The sequence below is a fragment of the Halomonas sp. THAF12 genome, from assembly GCF_009363675.1.
In the GTDB taxonomy this organism is placed as follows: domain Bacteria; phylum Pseudomonadota; class Gammaproteobacteria; order Pseudomonadales; family Halomonadaceae; genus Halomonas; species Halomonas smyrnensis.
The window spans coordinates 119,832-135,803 of the sequence record NZ_CP045399.1 but is presented as its reverse complement, the minus strand read 5'-3'; the positions used below and the strand labels follow the sequence as shown (position 1 = coordinate 135,803).

Annotated in this window: 14 protein-coding genes; 2 read left to right on the top strand and 12 right to left on the bottom strand. The window is 70.5% G+C overall.

Annotation, left to right across the window (positions count from 1 at the left end):
* Window positions 1-186: 186 nt before the first annotated feature.
* Entirely contained in the window at window positions 187-945 is a 759-nt protein-coding gene (locus tag FIU88_RS19275; RefSeq protein ID WP_216647289.1) for a hypothetical protein, read from the bottom strand.
* 203 nt (window positions 946-1,148) lie between these two features.
* The gene (hemN, locus tag FIU88_RS00595) at window positions 1,149-2,540 is read right to left on the bottom strand and encodes an oxygen-independent coproporphyrinogen III oxidase (protein ID WP_152477803.1); all 1,392 of its coding nucleotides are present in this window, start codon (window positions 2,538-2,540) and stop codon (window positions 1,149-1,151) included.
* A 224-nt stretch (window positions 2,541-2,764) separates the two neighbouring features.
* Between hemN and FIU88_RS00590 the strand changes: the two genes are divergently transcribed.
* Both FIU88_RS00590 and FIU88_RS00585 read left to right on the top strand, forming a co-directional pair.
* Window positions 2,765-3,241 (top strand): Rrf2 family transcriptional regulator, encoded by a 477-nt coding sequence (locus FIU88_RS00590; protein WP_016854104.1) that lies wholly within the window; start codon window positions 2,765-2,767, stop codon window positions 3,239-3,241.
* 266 nt (window positions 3,242-3,507) lie between these two features.
* Window positions 3,508-4,038 (top strand): hypothetical protein, encoded by a 531-nt coding sequence (locus FIU88_RS00585; protein WP_253742645.1) that lies wholly within the window; start codon window positions 3,508-3,510, stop codon window positions 4,036-4,038.
* 94 nt (window positions 4,039-4,132) lie between these two features.
* On the opposite strand, the gene ahpF is transcribed toward FIU88_RS00585, so the two are convergent.
* From ahpF to flhB, 10 genes are all read right to left on the bottom strand, one after another.
* Window positions 4,133-5,686: an alkyl hydroperoxide reductase subunit F gene (gene ahpF / locus FIU88_RS00580; protein WP_152477802.1), complete on the bottom strand. Its 1,554-nt coding sequence runs from the start codon at window positions 5,684-5,686 to the stop codon at window positions 4,133-4,135.
* Window positions 5,687-6,044: 358 nt separating this feature from the next.
* The gene (gene ahpC / locus FIU88_RS00575; protein ID WP_016854107.1) at window positions 6,045-6,608 is read right to left on the bottom strand and encodes an alkyl hydroperoxide reductase subunit C; all 564 of its coding nucleotides are present in this window, start codon (window positions 6,606-6,608) and stop codon (window positions 6,045-6,047) included.
* A gap of 140 nt (window positions 6,609-6,748) precedes the next feature.
* Window positions 6,749-7,417, bottom strand: coding sequence for an OmpA family protein (locus FIU88_RS00570; RefSeq protein WP_152477801.1), 669 nt, complete (start codon window positions 7,415-7,417; stop codon window positions 6,749-6,751).
* Complete coding sequence (locus FIU88_RS00565) at window positions 7,410-8,228, bottom strand: motility protein A (protein ID WP_152477800.1); 819 nt, start codon at window positions 8,226-8,228, stop codon at window positions 7,410-7,412. The genes FIU88_RS00570 and FIU88_RS00565 overlap by 8 nt, the downstream gene beginning before the upstream one ends.
* 397 nt (window positions 8,229-8,625) lie before the next feature.
* Window positions 8,626-9,330, bottom strand: a complete 705-nt coding sequence (locus FIU88_RS00560; RefSeq protein WP_152477799.1) for an RNA polymerase sigma factor FliA — start codon at window positions 9,328-9,330, stop codon at window positions 8,626-8,628.
* Window positions 9,331-9,369: 39 nt separating this feature from the next.
* A complete protein-coding gene (locus tag FIU88_RS00555; protein WP_152477798.1) occupies window positions 9,370-9,762 on the bottom strand; it encodes a flagellar protein FlhE in 393 nt (130 codons plus the stop codon).
* Entirely contained in the window at window positions 9,759-10,322 is a 564-nt protein-coding gene (locus FIU88_RS00550; RefSeq protein WP_152477797.1) for a hypothetical protein, read from the bottom strand. Before FIU88_RS00550 ends, FIU88_RS00555 begins: the two co-directional genes overlap by 4 nt.
* Window positions 10,319-12,541 carry a flagellar biosynthesis protein FlhF gene (flhF, locus tag FIU88_RS00545; protein ID WP_152477796.1) on the bottom strand — a complete coding sequence of 741 codons (2,223 nt, stop codon included), beginning with the start codon at window positions 12,539-12,541 and terminating at the stop codon, window positions 10,319-10,321. Before flhF ends, FIU88_RS00550 begins: the two co-directional genes overlap by 4 nt.
* A 5-nt stretch (window positions 12,542-12,546) precedes the next feature.
* Entirely contained in the window at window positions 12,547-14,628 is a 2,082-nt protein-coding gene (gene flhA / locus FIU88_RS00540; RefSeq protein WP_152477795.1) for a flagellar biosynthesis protein FlhA, read from the bottom strand.
* Entirely contained in the window at window positions 14,625-15,791 is a 1,167-nt protein-coding gene (flhB, locus tag FIU88_RS00535) for a flagellar biosynthesis protein FlhB (protein WP_152477794.1), read from the bottom strand. The genes flhA and flhB overlap by 4 nt, the downstream gene beginning before the upstream one ends.
* Window positions 15,792-15,972: the final 181 nt, after the last annotated feature.

The window sequence follows — 15,972 nt, the reverse complement described above, 5'->3', positions numbered from 1 at the left end:
GAGGGGAACGGTCGCGGTCGCGCATCATGGATGCCCGGCCACGATGGAAGCGAGGCCATCAACCACCATATATAGACGAAAAACATTCTCAACACACATGATATGGATCATGCGTGAACTCGGCGCACAAAAGAAAGCGCCCGACCATCAGGGTCGGGCGCCAGGTGCGGCATCGGGCAACAGGCGTCAGAAGCGACCGCCGGCTCCCGAACCGGTACCACCGGCACCGCCACCTCCGCCGGCGCTGCCACCGTTGCCACCGGCTCCGGAACCACCGCCGCCGGAACTACCGCTGCCGCCGCCGGAACCACCGCCACCGCCGCCGGAACCACCACCGCCGCCGCCGGAACCACCGCCGCCGCCGCCGGAACCACCGCCGCCGCCGCCGGAACCACCACCGCCGCCGCCGGAACCACCGCCGCCGCCGGAACCACCGCCACCGCCGCCGGAACCGCCGCCGCCGCCGCCGGAACCACCGCCACCGCCGCCGGAACCACCGCCGCCACCGCCGGAACCACCGCCGCCACCGCCGGAACCACCGCCGCCGCCGCCGGCGGCGTCATCGCCGGGGTTGTCGCCGCCGTCGTCTCCGTCATCCGTCGGCGCGGTCGGCATGGTCGGCGCGGGAATCACGTCCTCGCTCGGCACGGCGGCAACCAGGCGCAGGAAGACACCATCGCATCCTTCCAGCAGCCCGCCACCGCAGCCGCCACCGCCCCCCCCGGCGGCCGGCGCCGGCAGATCCTCGAGCAGCGCATCGATCTCGGCATCGGTCAGGCCCCCCGACCCGGCCGGCTCGGTCAGTTGATCGTTGGCGACTCGCGCCATCTCGTCGTCCGAGAGCGTACCGCCCCCGGCACCCTCGACTCCCGACTGCGCCTGTACGCCGGCGGCTGACAAACAGCCCACGGCGACGACCAGGGCAGCCAATTTGAACCCTTGCATCTCGCCCTCCCCCGCCGCCGGCCATCGCCGTCGACGTGACATAACGCCATACAACATTTTGTTACACGCAAGATAAGCATCGTCACAGAGCGCAGGCTTCACCATCGGAAGGCCCGCTGATTATCGCATCGGAGGGATCAGGCAAACGGCTGCTGGATCGGTAGCAGGAAACTCGTACCGACGCGCGACGCCCCAGGAAGGACCTAGACGGTCCGCGAGTAGCGCACCGCCTCGCCGCCCAGATAGGCGTCGAAGGTCATGGCCAGATTGCGCAGCATCAGCCGCCCCGGCGGGCGCACCTCGAGGCGGCGCTGGCCCAGCGTGATCAGGCCGTCGTCGCGCATCGGCGCCAGGGCCGCGAGGGCGTCGGCGAAGTGGCTGGCGAAGTCGATGCCGTGACGCGCCTCGATGGCGTCGACGTCCACCCGACCGTGGCACATCAGGGCGTGGATGACGTCGCGGCGCAGGCGATCCTCGTCGTCGAGCCGATAGCCGCGCAGCACCGGCAGCCGCCCGGCCTCGAGGCGCTCGCGGTAGGCGGCGATCTCCTTGACGTTCTGGCTGTAGCCGTCGCCGACCTTGCCGATGGCACTGACGCCGAGCCCGATCAGGTCACAGTCGGCGTGGGTGGAGTAGCCCTGGAAGTTGCGCTGCAGGGTGCCCTCGCGCTGGGCCCGGACCAGCTCGTCGTCGGGCAATGCGAAGTGATCCATGCCGATGTAGGCGTAGCCGGCCTCGGTCAGGCGCCGAACGGTCAGCTCCAGCAGCTCGAGCTTGCGCTCGGGCGGCGGCATGTCCCGGTCGCGGATCAGCCGCTGGGCCTTGAAGCGCTCGGGCAGATGGGCATAGCTGTAGGTGGCGATGCGATCCGGCCGCAGGGCGACGATCTTGTCGAGGGTGGCCGCGAAGCTGGCCACGGTCTGGCGCGGCAGGCCGTAGATCAGATCGACGCTCACCGAGTGGAAGCCGGCGCCCCGGGCGGCTTTCATCAGGGCGGCCACCTCGGCCTCGCCCTGGACGCGGTTGACCGCCGCCTGCACCTCGGGGTCGAAGTCCTGGACGCCGACGCTCAGGCGGTTGAAGCCCAGCCCGCGCAGCTCATGCAGCTGCTCAGGGGTGACGGTGCGCGGATCCACCTCCAGCGAGAACTCCCTGTCCTCGGGCGGCGCGAAGCGAAAGGCCGCCGCCAGGGCGTCCATCAGCTCGCCGAGCTGGGCATTGTTCAGATAGGTGGGCGTGCCGCCGCCCAGGTGCAGCTGGGTCAGCGAGCGCTCACCGTCGAAGAGCGCCGCCTGCAGGGCGATCTCGCGTTTCAGCAGGGCCAGATACTCCGCCGCCCGCTCGCGGCGATGGGTGACGATCTTGTGGCAGGCGCAGTAGTAGCAGAGGCTCTCGCAGAACGGCACGTGCACGTAGACCGACAGCGGCTTGGGCGCGGCGACGCGATGGCTCAGGGCGGCCTGGTCCCGGTAGTCGTCCTCGGCGAAGGCGGCCTGGAACTGCGGGGCCGTCGGATAGGAGGTATAGCGCGGCCCGGGGCGATCGTACTTCTCGACGAGGGGGCGGATGAACGGCTGGGGCTCGGGCTGGGGCATGATCGGACCTCCGGAACGCTGGCGACGGCCCGGGCCGTCGCCGCCTGGAGGCATTATGCCAGCCCCGATCGCGGCCGTTGGCGCCTTTCCGCGCGGAGTTGATGCCGATCAATTCGACCGCTCGAGCGCGCTCCACTGCGGCAACGGACCTGCTCCGGGAGGCCGGCACGGGCGTGCTAGAATCGTCCCGAGTCCCGCCTGCCTCGCCGCGCCTGGAGAATGGAATGCGCCTGACCCACTTCACCGACTACTCCCTGCGCGTGCTGATCTACCTGGCCGTGAAGGACGACGAGCCGACGCCGGAGCCGCCAGAGGCCCGCGCCACCATCGCCGAGATCGCCGAGCGCTTCGCCATCTCGCGCAACCACCTGATGAAGGTGGTGCAGGAGCTCAACCGGCTCGGCTATCTCAGCGCCACCCGCGGCAAGCACGGTGGGCTGCGGCTGAACCGGGCGCCCGGCGAGATCTCGCTGGGCGGGCTGGTGCGCGACACCGAGCCCGACCTCGGCCTGGTGGAGTGCTTCCGCGACGACAACGCCTGCACCATCACCCCCGCCTGCCGGCTGCAGCCGATCCTCGGCGAGGCCCTGGCGGCCTTCCTGTCGGTGCTCGACCGCTACACCCTCGCCGACCTGCTGGGCCAGCGGCGCGCCGAGCTGATCCAGCTGCTGAATATCGAGGACGCCTCACAGGCCTCGTGACCTGTCGGGATATGAAGGGCGCCGGAGACAAGCCGGCGAGGAGGTCCTACGCCAGGGACGGCGTCGGTAGCGTACAGGGAAATATTCACAGCGCCTCCTCAAGGCTTGTCGCCGGATCAGCCCTGAGCCGCAGGACAGCTCTCGGAATCCCGTGCTAGTCTCCCGACGCCACGGTCATGGATGCCCGCATGCTCTCCTCACGCCCACCTGCTCTCCGCCCACGTTTTCTCCGCTCACGGTCTGGCCACCGGCTGACGCGCGGCCTGATGCCCCGCTTGCCGAGTGTCCTGCTGGCCTTCGCCCTCGCCGCCCCGGCCGCGGCCGAGACCTTCAACGTCGACGACGCCCGGGCCCACGGCGACTGGCACTCGCTGGTGCTGCGGCTGGGCGACGAACGCCACGTGCGCGCCATCGAGCAGCACAGCTATAGCGACAGCGTGTTCAGCGTCAACGCCACGCCGGGCGCCTGCGACCGCCCCTGGCTCGAGCTTCGCGTCGAGCTCGACGAGGTCCAGGCCGAGACCGGCACCGTCAACCGGGTGCCGGTGGACCTGCTGATCGATCAGGGCTGGGTCCATCAGGGCCGGGCCGAGTTCATCACCGAGCGCGGCAACAGCGGCTTCTACGCGCGCCTGGTGCTGCCCGACACCGACGAGGCGCTCGACGAGATGCGCGACGGCGAGACGCTGCGCCTGCGCATCCATCGCGCCGAGGACGACCACTGGTTCCTGGTCTTCAGCCTCAACGGCGCCGACGCCGCGCTGGCCCGCATGGAGACGCTCTGCCGCGGGGGCTGAGGACGCCCGGTTTCCTGCCACCGTTTTCCTCTCGCCCAACGCAGGACGCCCCGCCCCGCAGCGGCGAGGGCGTCGAGCCCGAACCGCGGGGCGATCAGCTGCGGATCAGGTGATCGAAGGCGCCCAGGGCGGCCTTGGAGCCCTCGCCCATGGCGATCACGATCTGCTTGTAGGGCACGGTGGTCACGTCGCCGGCGGCGAAGATGCCGGGCACCGAGGTCATGCCGCGCTCGTCGACCACGATCTCGCCGCGCTCGGAGAGCTCGATGGGCGAGTCCTTCAGCCACTCGGTGTTGGGCACCAGGCCGATCTGCACGAAGACGCCCTCGAGGGCCAGCTCGCGCAGCTCGCCGGAGGCGCGCTCCTCATAGCTCAGGCCGGTGACGCGGTTGCCGTCGCCGTTGACCTCGGTGGTGCGCGCGCCCTTGATCACCTCGACGTTGGACAGGCTTGAGAGCTTCTTCTGCAGCACCTCGTCGGCGCGCAGCTCGTCCATGAACTCGATCAGCGTGACCTCGCCGACGATGCCGGCCAGGTCGATGGCCGCCTCGACGCCGGAGTTGCCGCCGCCGATCACCGCCACGCGCTTGCCCTTGAACAGCGGACCGTCGCAGTGCGGGCAGTAGGCCACGCCCTTGTTGCGGTACTCGGCCTCGCCCGGCACGTTCATCTCGCGCCAGCGGGCGCCGGTGGCCAGTACCAGGGTCTTGCTCCTGAGGCTGGCACCGGATTCGAAGCGCACCTCGTGATCGGCGCCCGGCTCGCCCGGCACCAGCTCGACGGCGCGCTGCAGGTTCATGATGTCGACGTCGTATTCCTTGACGTGCTCCTCCAGCGCCGCGGCCAGCTTGGGGCCCTCGGTGTGGGGCACCGAGATCAGGTTCTCGATCGACAGGGTGTCCAGCACCTGGCCGCCGAAGCGCTCGGCGGCCACGCCGGTGCGGATGCCCTTGCGCGCCGCATAGACGGCCGCCGCCGCGCCGGCCGGGCCGCCGCCGATCATCAGCGTGTCGAAGGCGGGCTTGTCGTTGAGCCTGGCGGCCTCGCGCTCGACGGCGCCGGTGTCGACCTTGGCCAGGATCTGCTCGAGGCTCATGCGGCCCTGGTCGAAGGTCTCGCCGTTGAGGAACACGCTCGGCACCGACATCACCTCGCGGGCCTCGACCTCGTCCTGGAACAGGGCGCCGTCGATGGCATCGTGGGAGATGCGCGGGTTGAGGATCGCCATCAGGTTCAGCGCCTGGACCACGTCCGGGCAGTTCTGGCACGACAGCGAGAAGTAGGTCTCGAAGTGCAGGTCGGCGTCGAGGGCGCGGATCTGCTCGATGACCTCGTCGCTGGCCTTGGGCGGATGGCCACCCACCTGCAGCAGGGCCAGCACCAGCGAGGTGAACTCGTGGCCCATGGGGATGCCGGCGAAGACCACGCCGGTGGGCTCCCCGTCGCGGTGCAGGGCGAAGGACGGCACGCGCCGGTCGCCGCCCTCGGTGGACAGGGTGATCTTGTCGGAAAGGCCCGCGATCTGTTCGAGCAGAGCGTGCAGTTCCTTGGACTTGTCGCCGTCATCCAGGGTGGCGACCAGCTCAAAGGGTTGCGTGACCTTGCCGAGATAGGCTTTCAGCTGTTGCTTCAGAGAGTCGTCCAACATAACGGCGGCAATCCTTGATGATATGTGACTCGCAGACACGACTTCCCCGTGCGGGTCGCGAACGGCTCGCACCCGGAAGCGTGTCAGGAAAAACCGGAATCGGGCCCCGCCGGGACGTCGCCCCGATCTCGCTTGCGCGACTGGTTGGGCGATCGAGGCACAGCGCCTCGGCGGGGTAACGGGGCGCGGGAAAATCCCGCCGGTCAGCGATCCAATAAAGGATGCGCAGATTTATGTCGCGAGCGATGAGAGGCTGGCCGCCGCCGGAGCACAGCTCCCGGAGTGTAGCTCGCTACATGAGGAGAGCGAGCACCGCCGGCGGTCAGGATATCGAGCGCAGCAATAAATCGGCGTGTCCTTAGATCTTGCCGACCAGGTCCAGGGAAGGAGCCAGGGTCTCTTCGCCTTCTTCCCACTTGGCCGGGCAGACCTCGTTGGGGTTGGCGCGGACGTACTGGGCGGCCTTGACCTTGCGCAGCAGCTCTTCGGCGTTACGGCCGATGTTGCCGGCGTTCAGCTCGATGATCTGGATCTTGCCGTCCGGATCGACGACGAAGGTGCCGCGGTCTGCAACGCCGGCTTCCTCGATCAGCACCTCGAAGTTACGCGACACGACGTGGGTCGGGTCGGCCAGCATCGGGTACTGGAGCTTGCCGATGGTCTCGGAGCTGTCGTGCCAGGCCTTGTGGGTGAAGTGGGTGTCGGTGGACACGCCGTAGATCTCGACGCCGAGCTTCTTGAACTCGTCGTAGTTGTCGGCCAGGTCACCCAGCTCGGTCGGGCAGACGAAGGTGAAGTCGGCCGGATAGAAGAAGAAGATGCTCCACTGGCCCTTCAGGCTCTCTTCGCTGACCTCGACGAAATCGCCGTTGTGATAAGCGGTGGCGTTGAACGGTTTGACTTCGGTATTGAGCAGTGACATCGCGTCTATCTCCTGATTGAGGGGATGTGTGGTGAAGACGCGATCAGAATAACCAGTCCCCGTTCATTGGTTAAATTGAATAGGGCGATGCTGACGATAGCCAAGAGCTAATCGAGGTCCCCGCTCCACCGGCGTTCGCCTCAGGCGCCGGGCTCGGGCTCCCGCCACACCAGCTCGACGCGGCGATTGGCGGCGCGCCCCTCGGCGTCGTCGTTGGCGGCCAGGGGCCGGGTATCGGCATAGCCGATGGCCCGCAGGCTGTCCCGCGCCACGCCCGCCCCGGCCAGCGCGCGCACCACGGCGCTGGCGCGCCCGGTGGACAGCTCCCAGTTGGAGGGGAAGCGCGAGGTGGCGATCGGCAGGCTGTCGGTGTGACCCTCCACCGAGATCTCCCCGCCGAGGTCGACCAGCCGCTCGGCGAGGCGCGACAGCACCTGCCGGCCGCCCTCGGTCACCCGGGCGCGGCCGCTGTCGAACAGCAGCCGGTCCTCGATGCGCAGGGTCAGCCCCTGGTGGGTACGCTCGACGCTGACGCCGTCCATGCCGAGCCCCTGGAAGCGCGGCTGCAGTCCGGCATTGCGCGGCTGGAGCCCCTCGCCCACCGCCAGCGCGGCCCGCAGAGCCGGCGCGGCGATCTCGTTGCCCTCGCCTTCCCCCTCCCCGGTGGCCAGGCTGCTCATGGAGAGCAGCAGCACGAACAGGGTGATCAACAGGGTCAGGACGTCGAGATAGCTCATCAGCCAGCTCTCGCCCTCCTCGCCGCCCTGCCCGGGCGGCGCCAGCGCCTGGCGGGTATCGTGGTCAAGCACGCTGCCCCGCCCCCTCGCCGCCGGGAACGCTGCCCTTCGCCGGGTCGCGGATCTCGTCGTGATAGTTGGCGACGAAGGAGTTGAGCGTCTCCTCGATGAACGACGGCAGGCGCCGCTTGGTGATCAGCGAGATGCCCTCGAGCACCATGTTCATGGCGATCAGGCGCTCCTCGGTGCGCCGCTCGAGCTTCACCGCGATGGGCTTGAACACCAGGTTGGCCAGCAGGATGCCGTAGAAGGTGGTGAGCAGCGCCACCGCCATGCGCGGGCCGATGACGTTCAGGTCGCCGGCCTCCATCACCTCGAGCATGTTCACCAGCCCCACCAGGGTACCGATCATGCCGAAGGCCGGGGCATAGGTGGCCATGGTGCGGAAGATCTGCGCCTCGGCGTGCTCGCGGGCCTTGAGCCGGGCGATGCGCCAGCGCAGCAGGTCGAAGATCTCCTCCTCCTTGGTGTTGGCGATGACCAGCTGGATGCCGGTGCGCAGGAAGGGATTGCGGGCCTGCTCCAGGGCCGCTTCCACGGCCCGCACGTCGCCCTTGAACCACAGCCGCGACATGTCCACCAGCTCCTTGATGTCGTCGCGGATGTAGGTGTTCTCGCGGCGGAAGACGATGCCCACCAGGCGCACCACCCGCACCACCTCCTTGAGCGGATAGCTGATGAAGGTCGCGGCCAGAGTGCCGGCCAGCACGATGGCCAGGCCAGGCAGGTTGACGAAGCTCTGCGGCGACTCGGCGGTGAACAGCAGGACGCTCGCCAGCATCACGATGCTGGCCAGGATCCCGATCAGGGTGGACGGGTTCATGGGGGACTCCCTGTCGCGTTTCGACGGTGTGGATGAGTGACGTTCTTCGGACACGATGCGCGTTCTCCGGCGCCAAGCCTTCGCGAGGGCGCTATGAACCCTTCCCTGGGCGCTTCTTTGGCCATCCATGGCCAAAAACCCCTCGCGCCGGCTTGTCCCCGGCGCGCATCGCCGCATTACTTGAGCACATCCCGATGGATGGTTATCGGCCTGAGCGATCGCCAACTTTATGACGTGCCAGGCGTGGAGCGAAAAATCGCCGAGCGATGGCTAGACAAGGCAAGAATCGGCGAAAGCGCGGAGTTTACTAGGGTGTAAATGAGCAGTTTGGCCGGGCTCGCGCACGAGTCGATTCTTAACGCCGTATAGCCGAGCGCAGGCCTTTTTCGCCCACGTCTCAGTTGTCGCGCAGTTTTCCGCGCAACCGCCCCACGGCCTGGCTGTGCAGCTGACAGACCCGGGACTCGGTGACGCCGAGCACGGCGCCGATCTCCTTGAGGTTGAGCTCTTCCTGGTAATACAGCGCCATCAGCAGCTTCTCGCGCTTTGGCAGCGCCTCGATCGCCTCCACCAGCCTCGAGCGCTGCTGGTGATCGATCAGCCGGGCGAAGGGCGTCTCGGCGACGCCGTCCTCCAGCAGCCGGCCCTCGCCGCCCTCGGCCATCAGCTCCTCGAAGGGCAAAAGCTGGCCGCTGTTGGTGTCGCTGAGCAGCCGGCGATAGCTCTCGAGGTCCATCTCCAGGGCCGCGGCGATCTCGGTCTCCTCAGCCGGGCGCCCCAGCTCCTGCTCGAGCCGGCGGGCGGCCTCGTCGGCAGCCCGGGCGTTGCGACGCACGCTGCGCGGCAGCCAGTCGCGGCTGCGCAGCTCGTCGAGCATGGCGCCGCGGATGCGCTGGCTGGCGAAGGTGGCGAAGCTCGCGCCCTGGGCCGAGTCGAAGCGCCCCAGCGCCTCCAGCAGGCCCACGGTGCCGGCCTGGATCAGGTCGTCCAGCTCGATGCTCGCCGGCAGGCGCACCTGCAGCGCCAGCGCCTGACGGCGCACCAGCGGCAGATAGTCATCCAGCAGCGCGTCCTGTTCGATCTTGCCTTGTGCTGTGTACATGGCTCAGCCTCGCCTCTCTGCTCTCACGGGCCTAGGGCCTTACTGAAAGTTCACGATCACCTGCAGCCCCTCGACGCTCACCGGGGCCTGCCCCGGCGTCGGCGAGAAGCGAAATCTCAGCGGCTCTCCAGCGGGCAGCCCCGCCAGGGCCGTGCTGCGCCCGCGCTCGGTCGGCAGCGTCATGCAGCCGGCCGGATGGCAGAGCCGCGCGTGCCCGCCCTGGCCGGGCGGCGTGCGGAAGCGCCAACGCACCTCGCGGATGCGGCCCGCGGTGCCGGCGGGCGGCGTCAGCGCCTCGCTGGCGGTCTCCCGGCCGACGGTCGCGGCACGCACCGAGGGCGCCTGGGCCACCCAGCTGCCGGCGGCCTGGGCCGTCGGCGCGAGGCCGATCAGGGCGCCCAGCAGCAGGCCGGCGGCGTTGCGGCCTCTCATGCCATCACCAGCAGGTCGATGCCGAAGTAGTGGCGAGCGGCCTGGCGCAGGTTGTCGAGCAGCCCGCGGCGCGACATCCCCGGCGGATGGACGGCGATCAGGCGCCGCGGCCCGCCGCCTTCCGCCAGCCGGCCGAGCACACCCAGCGCGCGGCGAAAGGCCTCGCCGTCGGCCCCCACCCACAGCGCCCAGCGTGGCTGCTCGCGCGCCAGCACCGCCAGATGCGGGCTCGACGCGGCCAGCGGCACCACCTTCCAGCGCCGCGGGTCGCCGACCCAGCGCCGACCCCGCTCGGCCCAGTGGTCGAGCAGCGCGGTCACCCGTTCGGCCTGCTCCGGCGCGCTGCTCGGCAGCCCCACCACCACCAGGGTGGTCGGCGGCGCCTCGGCCGACCCGGCCGGCGACGGCTCGACGCCTACAGGCTCGCGCCGCGATGCCTCCATGTCCGATGTCACGGAGGGCGCCGGCTCGGACACGGGGTCGCTTCCGGCTTCGGCGGCCGGGCGCTCGAGACGGGCCGCCCAGGCGCGCAGCCCCGCGGCCTGATCGCCGACCATCACCGCAGTCCCTCCAGGCCGGCGGCGCCGACGTGGCGGATGGCATCGCGTGCCGTCAGCAGCTGCAGCAGCGCCTCCAGCAGGGCGCCCTCGCGACGGCGTCGACGGCCGCCCAGCAGCGCCAGCAGATCGCCGCGCAGCTGCTCGGCCTCGTCATCGGAGGACTGGTCGAGGTGGCCCGCCGCGGCGGCCAGCCCGGCGGCCAGCAGCTGGCGCAGCTCGCGATCGGTCTCCGCCGGCAGCAGCGACGCCAGGCGCTCCCAGGCCCGCCGCGCCTGACGCGGCAGGGCCTCGCCGTGGAGCTGGCCGATCAGCAGCGGCAGCACGTCGGCGCCGGCCGGCAGCGGGGTCAGCCACTGGCGCCGCGCCAGCACGCGGCCGCTCTCCGGGTCCACCAGGCTGGCGAACCAGGCGGTCATGACGCAGGAGGCCGCCGGCCCGCGGCGGCCGCCGGGGCCGGCCTCCACCGCCAGGCGCGCGAAGCGCACGCGCACGGTCTGGCCGCGGAAGCGCGCGTCGCGGGTCTCGGCGGCCTCGGCCAGCGGCTCGAGGCTCGACAGCGAGCGGCGCTCGCCGTCGTGGACGACGCGCTGGGCGGGGCGCACCTGGCACAGCCAGGGCGCGCCGGTCTCGTCCAGCCACAGCCAGGTGTCGGCGTCGGGCAGGCCGGGCAGCAGATGCACGGCCACGCCCTGCCGGTCCCGGGCCTGACCGAGCCGCGCCGGCCAGCCCGCGGGCTGGCGATGCTGCAGGTCGGGCAGCACCACCCAGCCGCCGCGGTCGTCGATGCCCAGGTCGGGCATCGCCCAGTCGGCGCCGGGCAGCGAGCGGCGCGCCGCCCACAGCATGCCGGCCCGCTCCGGCGGCGCCACCAGCAGGCGCGTGAGGCGATCCTCCTGCAGGCAGGCGGGCAGCGCGCTCAGGTCCCAGGCGGCCTCGAGGGTGGCGAAGCCGGTCAGCCGGCGACGCAACGTGGCGAGCAGGGCGCCGAGGCGACGGCCCTGGCCGAGCAGGGCGTCGGCATCGGGGCGAGCGCTCTTCACGCTGGCCGCGGGCAGATCGTCGCCGGGGCGCGCCGCCGCCAAGGCGGCCTCGACCAGCGGCGCGGTCTCGGCGGGCGCCAGATCCTCCGGCACCCGCTGGCCGGTAGAGACATAGCGCAGCCGCAGGCCGTGGCGAATCAGGGTGTCCAGGGCCGGGCCCAGCTGGCCGGCCTCGTCCTGCTTGGTCAGCAGGCAGTCGTCGAGCGCCACGCCCGCGGCCCGGGCGGCCTGGCGATAGTGAATGACCACCTCCTCCAGCGTGCCCGGCTGGCTGGCGGCGTTGAGCACCAGCAGCATGCGCACCCGCTCGGCGCCACCCTGCAGCTGGGAGGCCTGGCCGATGATGCGGCGGTCGCGCTGGCTCATGCCCACGGTGTCGATGATGATCCAGCGCCGGCCGGCGAGCTCGGCCAGCAGCGCGTCCATGGACTGCTCGGGCGACAGCGCGTGCAGCGGTACCCCGAGCAGCTCGGCGTAGATGCGCAGCTGCTCGTGGGCGCCGACGCGGAAGCCGTCGGTGGTGACCAGGGCGACGTGCTCGGCGCCGTGGCGCTGCACGCAGCGCGCGGCCAGCTTGGCGGTGGTGGTGGTCTTGCCGACCCCGGTGGGGCCGACCAGCGCCAGGATGCCGGGCGCGTCGAGGAAGGTCTCGGGGTCGATGCCCACCGGCAGGCGACCGGCCAGGCGGCGGCTCAGCCAGGCCTGGGCCTCGGCGGGACCGGCCTCGGCGCCGGCCAGCTCCGCCGGAAGCCCCTGCAACAGCTCGTCGATCACCACCCGGCCGAAGCCGGCATCGCGCAGGGTCTCGGCCAGCGCCTCGCGGCCGGCGGACGGCGGTGTCGTCGGGGCGGCGGGCGGCGCGGATCCCCGGGCCAGCAGCGCGCGCATGTCCTGCATCTCGCGCAGCAGGCGCTCGCTCATGGCCTCGAGGTCGCCGCTGTCGGGCGCGGCTGACGCCGGTGCGGGCGCCGGCTCGCTCGCCGGCCGGGAGGCGGGCTCGGCGGGCGCCGGAGTGGAAGACGCCGCCATGGCCTCGGCCGCCTCGTCGGCCATGGCCAGGATCTCGACGCCCGTCTCGGTGGGCCGGTTGGCCAGGATCAGGGCCTCGTCGCCCAGGGCGATGCGCACCTTGCGCATCGCCTCGCGGCTGGTCTCGCCGATGAATCGCATGACGCTCATGTCGCTCACTGTCCTCCGATCAGGGTGGTGACCCTGAGGGTCCGGTCATCGGGGATCTCGGCCTGGGACATCACCACCAGATGGTTCAGGCGGCGGCGCAGGAAGCGCGCCAGCACCGGGCGCAGCGAGTGCTGCACCACCAGCACCGGCGGCTCGCCGCTGGCCTCGTGGCGGCTCAGGGCCTGCTCGGCCTGGTCCATCAGCGTCTGGGCCAGGCCCGGCTCCAGGGCGCCGCTGCCGTTCATGGCCTGGTGCAGCACCTGCTCGAGCTGGCCGTCCAGGCCCAGGACGTTGAGCGTCTCGTGGCCGGCGAACCACTGCTGGGTGATGGCGCGGCCCAGCGCCACGCGGACCACGGCGGTGAGTTCGCCCGGGTCCTGCTGCTGGGGCGCGTGCTCGGCCAGGGCGTCGAGGATGGTGCGCATGTCGCGGATCGAGACGTCCTCGTCGAGCAGGTGCTGGAGGATGCGCTGCAGCACGGTGAGCGAGATCGCCTTGGGCACCACTTCCTCGACCAGCGGCTTGTGGTCCTCGCCGAGCTTGTCGAGCAGCTTCTGCACCTCCTGGCGCCCGAGCATCTCGGCGGCGTGGCGGTGCAGCAGGTGATTGAGATGGGTGGCCACCACGGTGCTGGCGTCGACCACGGTGTAGCCGTAGACCTGGGCGTGTTCGCGCTGCTCGGTGTCGATCCACACCGCCGGCAGGCCGAAGGCCGGGTCCCGGGTCGGGGTGCCGGACAGCTCGCCGGAGACCTGGCCCGGGTCGATGGCCAGCCAGCGCCCCGGATAGGCCTCGGCGCGGCCGATCTCGGCGCCCTTGAGGCTCAGCGAGTAGGCGTTGGGCGAGAGCTCCAGGTTGTCGCGGATATGCACCACCGGCGGCAGGAAGCCGACCTCCTGGGCGAACTTCTTGCGCACGCTCTTGATGCGGCCGAGCAGCTCGCCCTGCTGCTGGGCGTCGACCATGGGTATCAGCCGGTGGCCGACCTCGAGCCCCAGGGTGTCGACCAGCTGCACGTCGTCCCAGCTGGCCTCGGGTGCCTCCGGCGCCGGCGGCGGCGCGGCCTGGGTCTGCTCCTCGACCAGCTGGCGCTGCTGCTGGCGCATCATCCACCAGGCCAGGCCGCCGAGCAGCGCGGTGAACAGCAGGAACACCAGGTTGGGCATGCCCGGCACCAGGCCCAGCAGGCCCATCACGCCGGCGGCCAGGATCAGCACCCTGGGATTGACGAACAGCTGGCTGATCATCTGCTGGCCGACGTCCTGGTCGGTGGTGACCCGGGACACGGTCACGCCGGCGGCGGTGGAGATCACCAGCGCCGGGATCTGTGCCACCAGGCCGTCGCCGATGGTCAGCAGCACGTAGGTGCGGGCGGCGTCGGAGAAGGCCATGTCGTACTGCAGCAGGCCGATCATCAGGCCGCCGATGATGTTGACCACCATGATCACCAGGCCGGCCATGGCGTCGCCGCGCACGAACTTGCTGGCGCCGTCCATGGAGCCGTAGAAGTCGGCCTCCTGGGAGACGTCGGCGCGGCGCTGGCGGGCCTCGTCCTCGCCGATCAGGCCGGCGTTGAGGTCGGCGTCGATGGCCATCTGCTTGCCGGGCATGGCGTCGAGCATGAAGCGCGCGCCCACCTCGGCGATGCGCCCCGCGCCCTTGGTGATGACCATGAAGTTGATGATCACCAGGATCGCGAACACCACCAGGCCGACGGCGAAGTTGCCGCCGACCAGGAACTGGCCGAAGGCCTCGATCACCTTGCCGGCGGCGTCGCCGCCCTCGTGGCCGTTCATCAATACCACCCGGGTCGAGGCCACGTTGAGCGACAGCCGCAGCAGGGTGGTGAACAGCAGCACCGCGGGGAAGGCGGCGAAGTCCAGCGGCTTCTGGGTGAACATGCTGACCAGCAGCACCATCACCGCCATGGCGATGTTGAAGGTGAACAGCAGGTCCAGCGCGAAGGGCGGCAGCGGCAGGATCATCATCGACAGGATCATGATGATCAGCAGCGGGCCGGCCAGCAGCTTCATCGGCACGTCGGCCATCAGGTTGCGTCGCGGCAGGTATTGGCTCAGGGCCTTCATGCTCGTGCCTCGTCGGTGTCAGGGCCCGCTCCCGGCGCCGCCACGGCGTCCGGAATCGGCAGGTTCTCGGGGGTCGGCGGGGCCTCACCGCCCTCTTCGGCGACGCGCTTGAGGCCGAAGGCCCAGGCCAGCACCTCGGCCACCGCGGTGTAGAGGTCGGCGGGGATCTCGGCCTCCAGGTCCACGTGGTGGTAGAGCGAGCGGGCCAGCGGCGGCGCCTCCAGGCGCGGCACCCCGGCCTCCTCGGCCACCTCGCGGATGCGCGCCGCCACGGCGTCGGAGCCCTTGGCCACCACCCGCGGCGCGCTCATGCCGGCCTGTTCGTACTTGAGCGCCACGGCGTAGTGCGTGGGGTTGGTGATCACCACGTCGGCCTCCGGCACCTGGCTCATCATCCTTCCGCGGGCCATGGCCTGCTGCTGCTGGCGGATGCGCCCCTTGACCTGGGGGTCGCCCTCGGACTCCTTGTGCTCGCGCTTGATGTCGTCCTTCGACATGCGCAGCTGCTTGCTGTGGTTCCACAGCTGGTAGGGCACGTCGATCAGGATCACCACCAGCAGGGTCAACACCATCAGCCCGCAGGCCTCGGCGGCCATCCACATGGCATCGGCCAGCGCCATCTGGACGGGCATCCCCATCAGCGCCATGAACTCGCCGCGGTGCAGATAGAGGTAGGTCACGCCGACCCCGCCCACCAGCACCGACTTGGCGATCGCCTTGGCCAGCTCCACCAGCGCCTGGACGCCCAGCATGCGCTTGAGCCCCTTGAACGGGTTGAGCTTGCTGGCCTGGGGCTTGAGCGACTTGGCGGAGATCACCCAGCCGCCCAGCAGCGCCGGCGCCACCAGGGCGATCACGGTCAGCAGCAGGAACAGCGGCAGCAGCCCGATCAGGGTGCGCTGCCCCAGCGCCAGCGCCTGGACCAGCATCGGGATGGTCTCCATGGCCTGGCGCCGCTCGAACAGGAAGGCCTGCTCCATGACGCCGCCGACCAGCTCGAAGAGGCTCGCGCCCAGGGTGCCGAGGCCGATCACGCCGCCGAGCAGCAGCATGAAGGTCGTCAGCTCGCGGGAACGGGCGACCTGACCCTCCTCGCGCGCCTTGTCCAGGCGTCGGGCGGTGGGCTCTTCTGTCTTCTCGTCGTCGCTGCTGTCGTCGGCCATGGCCAGTCACCGGGCACTCGTGCGCACCCTGGCCATTATCCGGGGAGGAGGGAAGGAACGGTCAGGCGAAAAGGGCCGATTTTCGTGGGCTTATCCACGCGCCTCGGCCGCTTGCCGGACAGGGGAAGCGGAAGGAAAACACGGCGGTGGGGAGCGCCACGGCGCTCCCGTCACCCTATCG

Coding starts and splice junctions, on each gene's coding strand:
- FIU88_RS19275 (WP_216647289.1), bottom strand. CDS start 945: ATGCAAGGGTTCAAATTGGCTGCCCTGGTCGTCGCCGTGGGCTGTTTG.
- hemN (WP_152477803.1), bottom strand. CDS start 2,540: ATGCCCCAGCCCGAGCCCCAGCCGTTCATCCGCCCCCTCGTCGAGAAG.
- FIU88_RS00590 (WP_016854104.1), top strand. CDS start 2,765: ATGCGCCTGACCCACTTCACCGACTACTCCCTGCGCGTGCTGATCTAC.
- FIU88_RS00585 (WP_253742645.1), top strand. CDS start 3,508: ATGCCCCGCTTGCCGAGTGTCCTGCTGGCCTTCGCCCTCGCCGCCCCG.
- ahpF (WP_152477802.1), bottom strand. CDS start 5,686: ATGTTGGACGACTCTCTGAAGCAACAGCTGAAAGCCTATCTCGGCAAG.
- ahpC (WP_016854107.1), bottom strand. CDS start 6,608: ATGTCACTGCTCAATACCGAAGTCAAACCGTTCAACGCCACCGCTTAT.
- FIU88_RS00565 (WP_152477800.1), bottom strand. CDS start 8,228: ATGAACCCGTCCACCCTGATCGGGATCCTGGCCAGCATCGTGATGCTG.
- FIU88_RS00560 (WP_152477799.1), bottom strand. CDS start 9,330: ATGTACACAGCACAAGGCAAGATCGAACAGGACGCGCTGCTGGATGAC.
- FIU88_RS00555 (WP_152477798.1), bottom strand. CDS start 9,762: ATGAGAGGCCGCAACGCCGCCGGCCTGCTGCTGGGCGCCCTGATCGGC.
- flhF (WP_152477796.1), bottom strand. CDS start 12,541: ATGAGCGTCATGCGATTCATCGGCGAGACCAGCCGCGAGGCGATGCGC.
- flhA (WP_152477795.1), bottom strand. CDS start 14,628: ATGAAGGCCCTGAGCCAATACCTGCCGCGACGCAACCTGATGGCCGAC.
- flhB (WP_152477794.1), bottom strand. CDS start 15,791: ATGGCCGACGACAGCAGCGACGACGAGAAGACAGAAGAGCCCACCGCC.